At 54.6% G+C, this 16274-nt stretch carries 11 protein-coding genes; 5 read left to right on the top strand and 6 right to left on the bottom strand.

What is annotated here, in order from left to right; genetic code table 11:
* Positions 1 to 1335: 1335 nt before the first annotated feature.
* The 3 genes from ABEA92_RS02560 to ABEA92_RS02570 form a co-directional block, all read right to left on the bottom strand.
* Positions 1336 to 2259 carry a hypothetical protein gene (locus tag ABEA92_RS02560; protein WP_345682222.1) on the bottom strand — a complete coding sequence of 308 codons (924 nt, stop codon included), beginning with the start codon at positions 2257 to 2259 and terminating at the stop codon, positions 1336 to 1338.
* An 81-nt stretch (positions 2260 to 2340) separates the two neighbouring features.
* Positions 2341 to 5058: an MGH1-like glycoside hydrolase domain-containing protein gene (locus tag ABEA92_RS02565; RefSeq protein ID WP_345682223.1), complete on the bottom strand. Its 2718-nt coding sequence runs from the start codon at positions 5056 to 5058 to the stop codon at positions 2341 to 2343.
* Positions 5059 to 5300: 242 nt separating this feature from the next.
* On the bottom strand, positions 5301 to 5603 hold the full coding sequence (locus tag ABEA92_RS02570; RefSeq protein WP_345682224.1) for a hypothetical protein: 303 nt from the start codon (positions 5601 to 5603) through the stop codon (positions 5301 to 5303).
* Positions 5604 to 5773: 170 nt separating this feature from the next.
* Here ABEA92_RS02570 and ABEA92_RS02575 point away from each other — a divergent pair, with 170 nt between their 5' ends.
* Together ABEA92_RS02575 and ABEA92_RS02580 are read left to right on the top strand one after the other, a co-directional pair.
* Positions 5774 to 6031 (top strand): hypothetical protein, encoded by a 258-nt coding sequence (locus tag ABEA92_RS02575; protein ID WP_345682225.1) that lies wholly within the window; start codon positions 5774 to 5776, stop codon positions 6029 to 6031.
* 77 nt (positions 6032 to 6108) lie between these two features.
* Entirely contained in the window at positions 6109 to 7539 is a 1431-nt protein-coding gene (locus ABEA92_RS02580) for an arylsulfatase (RefSeq protein WP_345682226.1), read from the top strand.
* A 54-nt stretch (positions 7540 to 7593) separates the two neighbouring features.
* Here the strand turns inward: ABEA92_RS02580 and ABEA92_RS02585 are convergent, their stop codons facing one another.
* Together ABEA92_RS02585 and ABEA92_RS02590 are read right to left on the bottom strand one after the other, a co-directional pair.
* A complete protein-coding gene (locus tag ABEA92_RS02585) occupies positions 7594 to 8178 on the bottom strand; it encodes a J domain-containing protein (RefSeq protein WP_345682227.1) in 585 nt (194 codons plus the stop codon).
* 242 nt (positions 8179 to 8420) lie between these two features.
* Positions 8421 to 9689, bottom strand: a complete 1269-nt coding sequence (locus ABEA92_RS02590; protein WP_345682228.1) for an LptF/LptG family permease — start codon at positions 9687 to 9689, stop codon at positions 8421 to 8423.
* A gap of 321 nt (positions 9690 to 10010) precedes the next feature.
* Between ABEA92_RS02590 and purM the strand changes: the two genes are divergently transcribed.
* From purM to ABEA92_RS02605, 3 genes are all read left to right on the top strand, one after another.
* Positions 10011 to 11075 carry a phosphoribosylformylglycinamidine cyclo-ligase gene (gene purM / locus ABEA92_RS02595; RefSeq protein ID WP_345682229.1) on the top strand — a complete coding sequence of 355 codons (1065 nt, stop codon included), beginning with the start codon at positions 10011 to 10013 and terminating at the stop codon, positions 11073 to 11075.
* A 205-nt stretch (positions 11076 to 11280) separates the two neighbouring features.
* On the top strand, positions 11281 to 11544 hold the full coding sequence (locus ABEA92_RS02600) for a hypothetical protein (protein WP_345682230.1): 264 nt from the start codon (positions 11281 to 11283) through the stop codon (positions 11542 to 11544).
* Positions 11545 to 11862: 318 nt separating this feature from the next.
* Positions 11863 to 13980 (top strand): carboxy terminal-processing peptidase, encoded by a 2118-nt coding sequence (locus tag ABEA92_RS02605; RefSeq protein ID WP_345682231.1) that lies wholly within the window; start codon positions 11863 to 11865, stop codon positions 13978 to 13980.
* Positions 13981 to 15347: 1367 nt separating this feature from the next.
* Here ABEA92_RS02605 and ABEA92_RS02610 read toward each other — a convergent pair.
* Positions 15348 to 16256, bottom strand: a complete 909-nt coding sequence (locus ABEA92_RS02610; protein ID WP_345682232.1) for a dihydrodipicolinate synthase family protein — start codon at positions 16254 to 16256, stop codon at positions 15348 to 15350.
* Positions 16257 to 16274: the final 18 nt, after the last annotated feature.

Genomic DNA, 16274 nt, shown 5'->3' on the forward strand with positions numbered 1-16274 from the left:
GTTCGTCAAGAATCATCGCGTGACTGATTCGCGTTCATTCGCATGATTCGCGGGCAAATCCTTGCCAGACTCTATTCGCACCAACTACATCTGATTTGTGTCAGCGGGAAGCGAGACTTTTGAAACGTCGGCCTACTAATGCGTTTGGAATTTGAAACTGCAAGCTATTGAAGTGGCGGCCCCACCATCGTGTGTAGCATTCGGCGAAATCAGGTGACTTTCTAGTATCACAAGCTAGCACCGGCGACTGCTGAAACAGTTGAATTGATCAAAGGCCGGAGGCCGACATACCCTCAGCCGGTGGCGTGAGCCACCGGAACTAGGGCATGGGGCACGAACACAGCCCAGCGGGCGGCACACTTGCCGACATTGTATCGGCCTCCGGCCTCGCGGCGCCCGCTGGCTCCTGGACCGTTGGCTCACGCCAACGGCATTCACTGTATCGGCCTCCGGCCTGGTTTTCCTAGGGCTTTCGCTCCACTCTACCTATTGCCGCCGCTCTGTGGTCAATCATGGCTACTTCGAAACTCACGCATGGGACGACATGCTGTTGCGGGCAACTAGGCCGGAGGCCGACATAATCTCTGCCGGTGGCGTGAGCCACCGGAACTAGGGCATGGGGACGAACAAAGCCCAGCGGGCGGCAGACTTGCGGACATTCTACCGGCCTCCGGCCTCGCGGCGCCCGCTGACTCCCAAACCGTTGGCTCACGCCAACGGCATTCACGGTGCCGGCCTCCGGCCTAAGTTTTCATGGGACTTTCGCCCAAGGATCAAGCGTCGCGTGAAACTCGAAAGATTGATTTCGTTGGTTGACTCGGCTCACCTGCCTGCGAAGAATCCTTTCGGTTTGAACGGATTCCCCTTTTTGGAGACGAGAAGTATGTGGGCTCGATTGTTGTACGGTGCTGGACTTGCCTTGGCTGCGTCTCAATTGTTTGCGCAAGCTCCGATCTAAGATCGCACCATCGCTGCGGTGGATCATGTATACCGCCCTCGTCCCCCATGTTTGCCTTTGTATTTGCCGGCAATAAAACTCGCGTGAGATTTTCGGATCGTTCGGTCAATGCAACGTAAGTCTTGACGACTTGTTGATTTAATGAAGTTTCCTGCGGCAACGGGTGCATGATGGACTTTCTAGTCCGTCAATGGTGCATTCGACGGACTAGGAAGTCCATCGTACGACTAAAACAGCAAGCCGTTGACGGCTTGTTGATTTAACGAAGTTTCCTGCGGCAAGGGGTGTATGATGGATTTTCTAGTCCGTCAATGGTGTATTCGCCGGACTAGGAAGTCCATCGTACGACTAAAACAACAAGCCGCCCGCGACTTCCGCTACGACCAACCCAAATTTTTGCTGGGCAGCTCGAAGCCTGTGTCATCTAACAATCGACGATCACGGCGATGGCGTGCGTAAGCAAAAAATGGCTTCATCGGCCAGAGCTGCTTCCACGCCATTAAATAAGCGCCGACGAAGGTCGCTCCGTACTGCGGTCGATTCAGCGAAGCGGGTGGACGATAAGGCGAATCTTGCATTGCGGCAGTGAATCCATCATGAGCGCCACCAATGTATCGCAAATACCCGCACGCTTTGGCGTGTTCAAATTCCGCTGTCATCCCGGCTGAGATGAAGGCAGCGACGTCACCATCGAATAGGGTATCGAGTCGATTCACTGGCCGGCGACGGAGCGCGTAATGTCGCTTGAGTGCCTGATGAGCCGCAAACAAATCCTCGACGCTCTGAATCCGAGGATGCTGGGTCGACAAATAGCTCGGTGGAATAGGAAACGCTCCGAGTGTCTTTTGGTTGCCAGTGTTGATTTCACTGTCGTCATCAAACCGTGTGCAGAACTCTGTAAAACGTTCTTGCAAATTCCATATGCCATTTTGATCGGAGTAAACGACCGCGGACACCGCCCCCGTCGACTCGGCTCGATTCAGAAAGACCACGATCAAACTTTTAACGTTCGTCACCGCTTGCGGCAAAAAGAAAGTTCCCTCGTTGGAAAATCCCAATCGCGTCATTGATTCATGGACCTCGAAAAAATGCTGGCGAACGACTTCCGGTAGCGGATCATCGGCCGGCACCGGTTCAATCGTTGGGAAGGCTTCGGTGCGAAAGGTCGCGAGGATCAGCAGCGGTGTTCCCAATAAATAGAGCAGCGGTAGTCCAATCAGAATCAGCGTGCTCGTGCTGGGAAACGATTCAAAGATATCCATGTGCAGCGTCCGAGTGGATGGAACGACTTTATTAGCCAATGGGATGGTTGATGAGTTGAGAAGTAGTTTTCGGCGCCGTTGACGCTATTTTCGCGGAGCGAAAAGCGACGATGAAACCGGCTACCTTCGCCATTCGTCGATCAACGAGGCGACCAGTCCGGTCCAGCCGGTTTGGTGATTCGCCCCGAGGCCTTCGCCTGTTTCGGCATTGAAATACTCGTGGAACAGCAAACAGTCACGCCAATGTGGATCGTGTTGCATCTTTTCACGCCGTCCATAAATGGCTCGGCGGCCTTCGGAATCGCGAGTGAACAGCGAGATCAGCCGATTGGCGTGTCCCTCGGCAACTTCGGACAACGTCATCGTTTCTCGCTCGGCATCCGGTTCTGCGGGCACTCGAATGCTCTCTCCGTAAACCTTCGCAAGTTTTCGCAGTGATTCGATCATCAAAAAACTAGTCGGAAACCAGATCGGACCTCGCCAATTTGAATTGCCTCCTTTGAGCCAAGTGGTCGATTCCGCAGGATCGTACTTGACGGTTTGATCACCAAACGTAAACGGATGCTGCTCGTGGTATTTCGACAGACTTCTCAGCCCATAGGGACTCAGGAATTCAGATTCATCCCACAGCACCTCGACGATCCGGCGCAGTTGGTCCGCGTCGACGAGTGAAAGCAAGTGCACCTTTCCGTTGGCATTCTCGCTGGTCGTTAAGCAGGCTTCGGTCAAGTGGCCGCGGTTCCGCATGAACCAATCCAAGTTTGCTTTGAACTCAGGAAACTCGGACGTCCAAACCTCTTCGAGCCGTTCGACGGCGTACAGCGGGATCAGACTGACCAGCGAATGCAGGCGGAAACGATGATACGAGCCATCGGGATAGCACAACGCGTCAAAGAAGAATCCGTCCTCTTCGCTCCACAACTCGTAATCCCGACCGCCCATGTTTTTCATCGCCGATCCGATGTACACGTAGTGCTCGAAAAACTTGATCGCCAACCCGACGTAGGTCTTATTTTCTTTGGCCAGTTCCAAGGCGATTCGCATCAAGTTTAGACAATACATCCCCATCCACCCGGTTGCATCGGCTTGTTTCAGCGACGAACCATCGCTTGGCGGAGTGCTGCGATCAAACGTGGTGATATTGTCCAATCCAAGAAAGCCACCTTCAAACACGTTGTGGCCTTCGGCATCGACCTTGTTGACCCACCAAGTGAAATTCAGCAGCAGTTTGTGAAAACACTTTTCCAAAAACTCGCGGTCGGCACGCCCATTTTGAATTCGATCCATGTTGTAGACACGCCAAATCGCCCAAGCATGCACGGGCGGATTCAGATCGCTGAATTCCCACTCGTAAGCGGGAATCTGGCCATTGGGATGCTGGAATTGTTCAAACAGCAGCAACCATAATTGTTCTTTGGCGAACTCGGGATCAACCAGTGCCAACGGGATACACTGAAACGCCAAGTCCCAGGCAGCGAACCACGGGTATTCCCACTTGTCGGGCATCGACAAGATTCGCATCGAATTGAGATGTTTCCAGTGTTCGTTGCGAATGTGATGGCGAGACGCGGGCGGCTTGGCTCGCGAGTCATCGCCATCGAGCCACTTATGGACGTCGAAATAATAGAATTGTTTTGACCAAATCATTCCGGCCAGTGCTTGACGCTGGACGCGACGTTCATCCTCGGAAGCTTTGGGGGGGTGCAGTTCGTCGTAGAATGTATCGGTTTCCGATTTTCGCTGATCGACGACCGCGTCAACACCGCGGATCGCATCCGGGGTTGGACGATCGGTCAGTCGCAACCGCAACACCACCGACGCGTTCGCTGGCACGGTGACGTTTTCGTAATGCACACACGCTTTCGTGCCGACTTGGTCCGGGTTCACGCACGACTCGCCGTTGATCACGTCGCGATGAAAGGCGTCTTTGACATACGCCGTGTGGTCAGGACATCCATACAATCGCATGCGGTTCGATTCGTTGTTGGTGAACAACGGCTTGCCGCCTGATTCGGCATACAAATACCGTTTACCAAGTGCATAATCGGTCAGCAAATTAGAAATCGGTTTGGCAGTCGAGTCGTCAGCAACCAAGCAGGCTTGCCCGTTGGGATCTTGAGAGCACGCGATCGAAGGTGTGGGGCCGGGGACATCGCCCCAAGACCATGTATTGCGGAACCAAAGCTGCGGCAGCACGTGCAAGCGGGCCGGTTCGCTGCCACGATTGAAGATTTCGATTCGGACGCAGATGTCTTCGGGATCGGCCTTGGCGTACTCAACGAAAATGTCAAAGTAGCGATCGTCATCAAAGACACCGGTATCGAGCAATTCAAATTCGGGTTGCTCGATCCCACGACGTTGACTCTCATCGATCAGTTGTTGATAGGGGAATTTAGCTTGCGGGTATTTATATAAATATTTCAGGTACGAGTGGGTCGGTGAGGCGTCGAGGTAATAGTAGTACTCACGCACATCCTCGCCATGATTATTTTGCTGGGGGACGACCCCGAACAAGCGTTCTTTGAGGATCTCGTCTTGTCCGTTCCAAAACGCCAACGCAAAGACGAGCAATTGGTAGCGGTCACAGATACCGGCCAAACCATCTTCACCCCAGCGATAGGCTTTGGAGCGTGCCTGATCATGAGTCAGAAAACCCCAGGCGTCGCCGTTGCTGCTGTAGTCCTCGCGAACGGTGCCCCAAGCCCGTTCGCTGACATAGGGTCCCCATGATCGCCAATTCCTGTTGTGCAAGCGATCTTCATCCAATCGCTTTCGCTCCGCCGAGAGCGAAGAAGCTTGCGAATCCGAATGACGATCACTCGAAGTTGCTCGTGTCATAGCGGTCAGCCCAGATAAGAATCATGTTGAACCCCTGAGAAGCTTCACGAACATTTATTGTAGACGCTGCACGCAAAGAGGGTTGCCCCTTTCCCGGCAACCTAAGAATTCAGTAAAAATGTTTCCCCCCGGACTCGCCGGCTGACCGTTTTCGGGGTAGCGAATGTCGCCAAGACTTTTGGGGTGGGTCGCATCAGACCGAAACACTCTGCAAGTTTCGCTACCCATCAATAGCTGCCCGACTAAAAGCGGACGACTTCTTGGTCATTGTAGGTGAACAGGCCTTTGAGCAACTCGAGATCGATGCCGACGTTTTCTTTCAACTGAGCCTGCACAATTTCGATCGGAAACATTTCCATCTCGGGATCGCTTAAGATCTGATGGACCGGTATGAAGACAGCGGCAATCGCGTCGTCGGGGATATACTGGCTCGACAGTGCCGAACCCTCTTCCGCTCGGGTGATGCCGGAAACAAAACCGCTGCCCAGTACCATGATCAGGGGCAAGAAGTAGCGACTGCAAATCATGACGAACTCCGAATTCATCGAAACGAGGTGGGGAGGGCATACGTGAATGGGGCTGCGACCATGATTATGACATGTCCCCCCACAAGGATGTTGCACGAGTCTGCAAATAGTGACGGAGAGCCCGCAGACTTTGGCCGGGAGCAGATTCCGCCTAACTTTTGCAAATTGAGGCAACAACGCTGGAAAAGATGGCTGACCTAAAAAATCCGAAAGTTATTTTGGCCAAGGGGATGTTGTTCCTCGCGCTCGGTATACTCGCATCGGCAATGTTGATCGCAAAGACACCTTCGCTGCAGGTGGTCGTCCTGCTGGGCATTTCCATCTGGGCATTTTGTCGATTTTACTATTTTGCTTTTTATGTGATCGAACACTACGTAGATCCTGAATTCAAATTCGCAGGACTGATCGCGTTCGCGCGGTATCTGTTGCAGCGGAAGCGTCGCTAACTTGAAACAATCACTGCGAATTCCCATCCGATTCGTTGCTCACCATCACAGCCCCTCAAAAAGACAAGAACAACCGCATGACGCGACAATGGCTTAAGAAGCGATTTACACTTTGTCTATACAGTTCTCTAGCGGCAATATCATTCGCCGGTTTCGCCAGCGCTGCGGAAGAGCCTGTACGACCGAATATCGTTTTCATCATGGCGGACGATTTGGGATACGGTGATCTGGGGTGCTACGGCCAGCAAATGATCAAGACACCGAACATCGATCGTTTGGCATCCGAAGGCATGCGGTTCACTCAAGCGTATGCGGGAGGCCCAGTGTGCACGCCGTCTCGATCGGTATTGATGACCGGGCTGCACAATGGGCATACCGTGGCGCGGGACAACGTGCCGCATTACTCGACTTACTTGCAAGACGACGACACCACGTTGGCCGAGGTGTTGAGCGGCGTGGGCTATCGTTGCGGCGGGGTTGGCAAGTGGTCACTCGGTGATGCCAACAGCGTCGGACGGGCAACGAACCAAGGCTTTGATACCTGGTTTGGTTATTTGAACCAGGATCATGCGCATTATTACTATCCCGAATATCTCGACGATGATGACGAGCGATACGAGCTGAGCGGCAATTCGAAATCGCACCACACCTACAGTCACACGGAATTGACCGAACGGGCGTTGCGATTCATCGACGAATCGAGTGACGGCAAGTCTCCTTTCTTTTTGTACGCCGCCTACACGCTGCCTCATTTTTCGTCACCAAAAGAGGATGAGGACGGATTGACCGTGCCATCGACCGAGCCTTATTCCGAGCGAAATTGGGAGGCCAAGGCAAAAAAATACGCGGCAATGATCCACCTGCTCGATCAGGACGTCGGACGCATCACCAAGCAAATCGACGAACTTGGGATGGGTGACCAAACGCTGATCATCTTTACCAGCGACAACGGCGGTCACAAAAACGTGGCCAAGCAATTCAACACCAATGGTCCGCTTCGTGGTTACAAGCGGGATCTGACCGAAGGAGGCATTCGCGTACCGCTAATCGCGCGTTGGCCAGGTCAAATCCCGGCCAACCGGACCAGCGACGAAGTGATTGCGTTTCAGGACATGATGCCGACGTTCGCCGAACTCGCCGGAGCAACGCCCCCGAATCACCTAGACGGGATTTCGATTGTCAGTGGGCTGCGGGGAGGCAAGCTCGCATCGGATCGTGAATACTTGTACTGGGACTTTGGCCATTGCCGCACGCGTTATCATCAAGCGGTCCGCTGGAACGATTGGAAGGGGATCCGTTCGGAAATTCGGCTAGGCGTTGCGGGTCCGATCGAGTTGTATGATTTACGTCATGATCTTGGCGAAGCACATGACGTTGCGGCGGATCATCCCGAAGTGGTTCAACGAATCGAACAAATCATGAACACGGCGGTGACGCCGAGCGAGAAATATCCGATTGGCAAGGTTTACAAGGGCCATGCGATCTGGCAACCCGAAACGGTCAAGTGACACGGCGGAGCGACCAGCGACTCGGTTCGCTTCGAACGACGAATTGCGTTTTCGCTATGCCGACTTCATCACGGTGATCCGCTCAGGCGAATGTTCCAAGCGAAGCTGGCTCGTGACGGCCTCTTGGTTCATCGCTTCGATTTGATCGACGCCGGCTGCGGTGATCGACAACTGGCCACTCTCTTCGCGGCCAATCCAACCTTTCTCGCGGAAGTACCACAGGTGAAACGCCACGGTTTGCTCCGAATACGGGACCATGGTTTCGAGTGTCCCCAGCCCGATGCCGGGTTTCTTGAAATCACGACGCCGCTGGGCATACAGCAGCGATAACAATTTGTACCGCTCGATGCAATCATCCGTTGCTGCATTGGCCGCGTCGACCAACTCAGCCCGTTCCTGGTTCACTTGCTGATACTCGCGATCATACGCGGCGCGCTGCTGGGGATCACGAAGCGTCTCGAACGCCGTGACCAATTTCGAAAAGTGTTTGCGATCCCCGCCTGATTGATCGCGATTTCCCGCGAGATCGGGATGATACTGCTTTGCCAAGAAACGAAAAACGCGTTCGATCGTCGCGATGCTTGCGTTGGGACTGACTTCCAACACCTCGTAGTAATCCACGAACTCTTTACCCATCATCTGCCTTGCCTTGTATTCGACGTGACGTTCAGTCGCCCCCCGGAGAACATTCCGGCACTGCACACGCAAACGTAGCTGACGCTTATTTGATCGAGAGTGGATTTCGCCATGGAACCACGCCCCCACGATCAAGCTATTCTCGATGGCGCGAATGTAGCGATTCTAGCGTGTTGTTCCCTGACAACGTGACGCGAAGCATGGAGTTTGCCAGGCGAAACGCGTCGCAATGACGAAACGCGAAGCTAATAGCGACGCACACGTGCGATCAACGCGGTTCCGATTGCGACCAGAACAACATTACCGATCCAGACGCCATAAGGAGGGATCGCGGCGTCCTTGGCTTGCTCGAGCCCAAAGATAAAGAGCGGGTAATAGACCAACAGGATCGGCAAAAAACAAATCCCGAACGTGGTCCAATAGTCACTCGTACGAGCAATCATCGCCAGCGGAGCTCCGACGAAAACAAAGAAGAAGCACGTGAAGCCTTCGGCCCATCGACGCCATGGTTCAACGTGCAGTCGCGTCAAGCGTTTACGACTGTGCTCGACCTGCGACTCCATATGCCTGCCCATCCCTCCGGCAATGTCTCCGGAACGTGACGTCAGGATCGAAAATCCGACGTGGGCGGCCAATTGGCCTGCGGCGGCATGGGTTCGCGCGTCCTGTTGCAACCGTTCACTCCGGATCACCGCCAATGACAACCAGCTAGGGGATTGGTTCTCGGGCCCTTTGTCGACCATTGCGGCAGCCAACGGAATCTTGAATTCGGTTTGGCCTGGCACAATGCCTTGGATGCCGTTTCCCGATTCGACTTGGCTGTCGGTGACATGCAAAATCAAATTGTACGTTTCGCTATCAAGCTGCAATCGCCCTTCGCGAGCAGACAGCTTCATTGGTCCTTCGCTGCTGTGGTTGTGAACCGTAACGGTGGGATGAATCAAGGTTTGCCCCTCGACATCCCGCACGTGGATCGAAAATCCATGATCCGATGTGTACGAGTGTTGGGCGCGAAGCACTCGATAGGCGATGTCTTCGACCGACATCAGCACGACACGATTGATCCCCGGTCGTCCCCATGAAACCGCAAGGTCCGACACACCGACGGCAACCGGACTGAGTAATGCAGCAAAGATCAACGCCGGCTGCAGCAATTTCAGCGGCGAAATCCCGGATGCCTTGACGGTCGAAACCTCTCCGTCGGCCGCCATCCGGCCGTACACACAGCAAACCGAGAACAGCGCAGTGGCCGGGAAGGCGAACTGCAGCGAGATCGGCAAGATGTACGGTAACAATTGGACGATCGCCATCACGCCCAGACCGCGGCGCAGCAGCTCTCGCCCGACACCGACCATCAAGATCATCAGTGTCAATGCGATCAGCGACACCACGAAGATCTTCAAGATCTCGAATAGGATGTATCGCGTCAGTCGACTGGGAATGAGTGAAATCAAGCTAAACGGCAGCGAAATTTGCGTGGGATGACCATCGATCGGCCTTTTCGACTTGGACAATGCGTCGAACGTATTGAAAATGCGTCGACCGCATGAAGCCGATTGCTGTGTCGTTTAGCAAATCCTAGGTGAGTGGCGGTAGAGGGGATTTTTGCAAAACCGGTTCGGCTGAGAGAATTTGGCTTCGATCCAGCGGCGGGCGAAGCAACCGCTGCCAACCTCGCATTTTTTCACGCGACGCGGCCGCATTTGCTGGCATCCCGGTTGCCCACCGCTACCAAGTTTGGCGTGAGGGCGTCATGATGTGGCAATGACCGAAGCGAATTCGCTTTGGGTGCTTCGATAAACCAGTCCGTCAAACCGAATTTTCCCCCAAAACAGATGGCTGCAACCTACAAAGACGCTGGCGTCGACCTCGATGTTTATGCCGAATCGATGCGGCGACTGCCCCGCTTGATGCATCGCACCTTTAGCCCGCGAGTGATCCCGAGTGACGGAGGCTTTGCGGGCCTGTTTCGACTCGATTTCGCGGGAAAACTGTTTGCTCGCAACTACAAAGAACCGATTTTGGTCAGCGGTACCGATGGCGTTGGTACTAAGCTGAAAATCGCTCAGCAAACCGGTCGGCACAGCACGGTGGGGATCGATTTGGTTGCGATGTGCGTCAACGACCTACTCTGCACGGGGGGGGAACCTCTGTTTTTCCTCGATTACGTGGCGATGGGACGCGACGATCCAGCGCGTCTTGAACAAATCGTGCAAGGCATCAGCGATGGATGTGTCGAGGGAGACCTAGCGTTATTGGGGGGCGAGACGGCAATCATGCCCGACATGTACGCAACCGAAGACTACGATCTGGCGGGTTTCGCAGTCGGAGTCGTCGATCGCAAGAAATTGATCGACGGAAAACAGATCGCCGAGGGGGACGTCGTCCTAGGCTTGGCGTCGACCGGACTGCACAGCAATGGATTCAGCCTGGTTCGCAAAGTGATCAGCGACGCAGGACTCGATTGGGATGCAACTCCCGAGGAATTCGGCGGCCAATCGCTTGGCGATGTCTGTTTGAACCCGACACGTATCTATACGCAAGCGATTCGCAGCATCCAGTCACATTACCGCGTCAAGCAGGTTTTGCACGGTTTGGCGCATATCACCGGCGGTGGGATCCAAGAGAATCTCGATCGCATTTTGCCCAAAAACGTCGATGCCGAGATCGATCCAAGCAGCTGGCAACCGCAGCCGATTTTCCAATGGCTGCAGAAGACAGGCAGCATCGAAACGGCTGAAATGCGGCGGATTTTCAATATGGGCATTGGCATGATCGCGGTGGTTAGCGATTTTTATGCCGCTAGCATCCAGTCGCAAATGGAAGAGCTCGGGATCGCGTGCCAAACGATTGGCCGCATCGTCGACGGCAGCGGCAAGGTCCAATATCGCGACGCCTGATCGCGTCGCCCGGCGGTCGCGAGACTGCGAGATCGCCAGCAACCTAACGCAACGCTGTGAAGAAGATTAGAGACGACAGATTACGGCATTTGCGAATCGTAGCTACGCTCGCCAGAGCGTGGATGGTTGCCGGCCAATACGAATCACCACCTTCTGGCGAAAGTCCCTACGAGAAAATGCTTCACAGCGATGTTCCCAACGGCTAATGCCCAATGCCACCGACATTGGCACTCGCCGGGTGGTTTTATCGCGGTGCGGCGCAAGCCGCCCGGTCAATATCGAACGTTTTACTCGCTGCCACCGGTTACTCGCTGCAACCGGACGGTTTGCGTCGCGACCGCACTTCAAAGTCGCTGGTTTGCCCACCCATTATCCGACGGCGGTCGGAACCAGCACGCTGGCGATTTCGAGCGGCAATCCACGAGAAATCTGTGCGGCTGGCGCCCGCAATGGTTACCTAACCGGGTAAAATAGGCGAGGAAACCGACATTGCCCCAAATCGCGCTCTCTCCTAGGATCACATCACGACCCTAGCCAGACGTCTAAGGTGAAGACAGCGGTTCCCTATCGATCGCGTCTGCGCTGCATTTCGTGCGGCACAGCACCGTTTACGACGCTTTCGCAAGTCGAAATACGCCAAAGAAATCTTCCTCAGGAAACCACTATGGATTGCCGTTTATCTACCGCCAACCGTACTCTGAGCGATCCCAACGCCCGGAGCGCCTCTCAAACCAGTGCCAACGATCCGGACGCGGTTGCACTGCAGAGTTCGCCACGATCCCGACGGATGATGAAGTGGTCCCGACCGTTTCTTGCAGTCCTGTTTGCCGTCTTGGTTGCGGAAGTAGCACCAGCACAAAACGAGCAAGCCACGATCGACCGTCCGAACACTCAGCAAGTGATCGGCAACGCAGTCCAACGCGACCTGGGCCCCGCAAAACTGGCGACTCCAGGGCCGAAAGACCCGCTCGTGGCACGTTTGATTGCAACGCTGATGCCACGCAATCATGTTTCCAGCCAAAAGCTAAACGACACCATCAGCCAACGCGCTTTGAATTTGTTTCTAAAGTCGTTGGACCCCATGAAGCTCTATTTCCTGCAGAGCGATGTCGATCAGTTCCAACGGAACGCCACTCGCATCGACGACATGGTCCAGGCCGGCGATCTTTCGTTTGCCTACGAAGTGTTTGGACGATTCGTACAGCGAGTTGACGAACGCGTTTCAGTGGCACTGCAGATGTTGGACGGTGAATTCGACTTCACCATCGACGAGCAAATCATTACCGACCCGGAAGCAACCGTTTACGCCAAAGACGTCAACGAAGCAAACGACCGCTGGCGTCGTCAGATCAAATACGCCTTGTTGGACTTGAAGGACGAAGGCAAAGAAGGCGCGGAAGCTCGCGACTTGCTTCGCCGACGCTACCTCCGCTACGACCGCCGATGGCGAGACACCGACAGCGATGCGTTGCTGGAAATGTACTTGACCGCTGTCACGATGGCCTACGACCCGCACTCGACTTACATGTCGCCCGATTCGCTTGACGAATTCGACATGATCATGCGTCTCAGCCTCGATGGCATCGGTGCTCAGCTGCGTGAAAAGGATGGCAACACCGTGGTTTCGCGGGTGATCCCCGGCGGAGCGGCTGCGAAACATGGCAAATTGAAACCCGATGACGTGATCGTCTCGGTCGGCCAAGACGAAGAAGGCCCGATGGTCGATATCGTCGAAATGCCGCTGAACGACGTGGTGGGTCTGATCCGCGGCAAAGCCGGAACAGTCGTCCGTTTGGGCGTCAAACCGGGCGGAGCGGGCGAAGTGGAAATCCATCGCATCGTCCGTGCTCGAATCGAGCTGGATGAGTCCGCCGCGCGTGGCAAGGTCATCGAACATGCGTTGCCCGACGATCCAGGAAACATCAAAAAGATTGGCTACATCAACCTGCCCAGTTTTTACATGGACATGGAAGGTGCCAAGAATAACAAACGAGACTTCCGCAGCAGCACCCGCGACGTACTGCGAATCATCGAAGATTTCAAAACGCAGGGGATCGACGGCATCGTGCTGGACCTCAGCACCAACGGCGGCGGAAGCTTGACCGAAGCGATCAACTTGACCGGGCTGTTTATCGACCACGGGCCGGTCGTCCAAGTCAAAAATGCGGACGGTTCGGTCCAGCAATACGACGACGATGACCGCGGCACCGCTTGGGATGGACCGCTGGTTGTGATGACCAGCAAGTTCAGTGCGAGTGCGAGTGAAATTTTCGCCGGTGCAATCAAGGATTATCGCCGCGGCATTGTGGTCGGTGACCCCACCAGCCATGGCAAGGGAACCGTGCAAACGCTGATGGACCTTGGCCAACAATTGTTCCGTAACAACCGAGCCAACTATGGTGCGTTGAAGGTCACGCTGCAACAGTTCTACCTGCCCGATGGCGAGAGCACTCAGTTGGCTGGGGTTGCTGCCGACATCGTGCTGCCAAGCATCACAGCGAAAATGGATGTATCCGAAAGCGATCTGAAGTTCGCGCTTCCCAATGACCGCGTCAAACCTGCCAAGCACGAAAACTACAACATGGTGCCTGCGGATTTGATTGGCCAATTGCGTAACGATTCGATGGGCCGGATCAGCCAAGAGAAGGAGTTCACCGAACTACTCAAGCGAATCGAATTGTATGTGCAACAGAAAGAGCAAGCGTCGATCTCGTTGAAAGAAGACGAGTTCATGGCTCGCCGAAAAGAACTTGACGCCCAGAAGGAAGAAGAAGAGAAAGAACTCGAGGCCGAAATCGGAGCCCAAGAGGTCTATCGCGACTACTTCTACAATCGCGAAGTGCTGAACATCGCTCATCAGTACATCGATGGGCTGAAGAAGCAAAACCTCGCGGTCGCTCGCTAGTCCAGCCGCGACACGAATGAATCAGAAAGGCGGAGTGCAAAACAAGCACTCCGCTTTTTTTTATGGTTCAAGGTAAAGACGAAAGTCTTGACGACTTCCGCTACGCTCAATTTGGGTGAAGCGATACTCGTCAAGAGTTTCGGTTCCTCTCCGCCGCTTCGTCCCGCACACCGACGAAAGTCTTGACGACTTCCGCTACGCTCATTGTGGGTGTAGCGATACTCGTCAAGAGTTTCGATTCCTCCCCGCCACTTCGTCCCGCACACCCAACGAAAGTCTTGACGACTTCCGCTACGCTCATTTTGGGTGTAGCGATACACGTCAAGAGTTTCGGTTCCTCTCGACCGCTTCGTCCCGCACATCGACGAAAGTCTTGACGACTTCCGCTACGCTCATTTGGGTGTAGCGATACTCGTCAAGAGTTTCGATTCCTCTCCGCCGCTTCGTCCCGCACATCGACGAAAGTCTTGACGACTTCCGCTACGCTCATTGTGGGTGTAGCGATACTCGTCAAGAGTTTCGATTCCTCTCCGTCGTTTCATCCCGCACATCCAACGAAAGTCTTGACGGCTTGTTGATTTAGTCCAAATGCGAATTGTAATGGTGAGCCGCGGGCCGTAAGGCACCGGGTATTGCGTGGGACCCGGCCGCTGACGCGTCACGGCTCAATAAATCAACAAGCCGTTGACGACTTCCGCTACGCTCGATTTGGTGTAGCGATACTCGTCAAGAGTTTCGGTTCCTCCCCGCCGCTTCGCCCCGCACATCGACGAAAGTCTTGACGGCTTGTTGATTTAATGAAGTTTCCTGCGGCAAGGGGTGCATGATGGACTTTCTAGTCCGTCAATGGCGCATTCGACGGACTAGGAAGTCCATCGTACGACTAAAACAACAAGCCGTTGACGACTTCCGCTACGCTCAATTTGGGGGTAGCGATACTCGTCGAGAGTTTCGGTTCCTCTCGACCGCTTCGCCCCGCACACCCAACGAAAGTCTTGACGGGTTCCGCTACGCTCATTTCGGGGGTAGCGATACTCGTCAAGAGTTTCGATTCCTCTCCGCCGCTTCGTCCCGCAAACCGGCGAAAGTCTTGACGACTTCCGCTACGCTCGATTTGGGTGTAGCGATACTCGTCAAGAGTTTCGGTTCCTCTCCGTCGCTTCGTCCCGCACACCCGACGAAAGTCTTGACGACTTGTTGATTTAATGAAGTTTCCTGCGGCAAGGGGTGTAGGATGGACTTCCTAGTCCGTCAATGGTGGATTCGACGGACTAGGAAGTCCATCGTACGACCACATCAACAAGCCGTTGACGACTTCCGCTACGGGAGCGGGGCACTCTCTTCCAAATCTCAACTGCGACGTGGCATCAACCTGCCATCATTCCTTTTGCCACTTTGGTGATGGTCGCGATCTGCTCGGCGCTCAAATCGCTTAGCATCGGCAACAATGGGCCCGTCTGGCAGATCCCTGCTCCGGCCACCGCATGATGCAATACGCGAATGGGATTGATGTCGTTGCGCAGATCCTCAAGCGGCTCGAACCATTTGCGAATCGCTTCGGCGGTCTCGAAATCGCCCTTGTGAATCGCGTGCATCATCTCCATCGACTTTGCCGGAGCAACGCACACGCAACCGCTGGTAAACCCGGTCACCCCAAAGTCGCGAAGATGGACGATGGCCGGTTGCTCGCCAATCCCGCTGACGATCCGATCGGCGGGGAACACGTCCATCACCTCTTTTAGATAGTCATCCTTGGACGGATCGTCGCGAACCACCGCGTACTTGATCCACGAAATTGCGCCGTCGCGATCAAGTTTGCGAATCAATTCGGCATCAAGCCAACGATCAAATTTCAAATACAGAACCAATGGCTTGCCATAGAACTCGGCGAGTCGTCGTGTCGCCGTCGCAATTCCGTCGGCGTCCACGATATCGCGAGACGGCAACAGCATCGCGGTGGGAAAGCCAAACTCGCGAAGCACCTCGACCTGATCCATCGCAAACCCGTACGCCGGGCCGATCGACGGCACAACCACGGTGTCGTCGGCGGTTTCGTCGGCCAACATCTTCAGCAGCGATTCATATTCCGCGAGTCGCACGTGATAGAAGACCGCGTTGCCACCATAAAGCAACGAGCGAACTCCGCCTGCTTCAAGATGCTTGATCAGCTTAGCGTTCTCAGCACGATCGATCTTCAATGACGCATCCCGCGCCAAGGGCGGAACGGCGATCACACTTTCACGAAGTTGGGCAGACGAAAAGGGAGCGGTGTTCATGACAAATTCAAACCAGGG

It is taken from the genome of Novipirellula caenicola (assembly GCF_039545035.1).
Classification (GTDB): Bacteria; Planctomycetota; Planctomycetia; order Pirellulales; family Pirellulaceae; genus Novipirellula; species Novipirellula caenicola.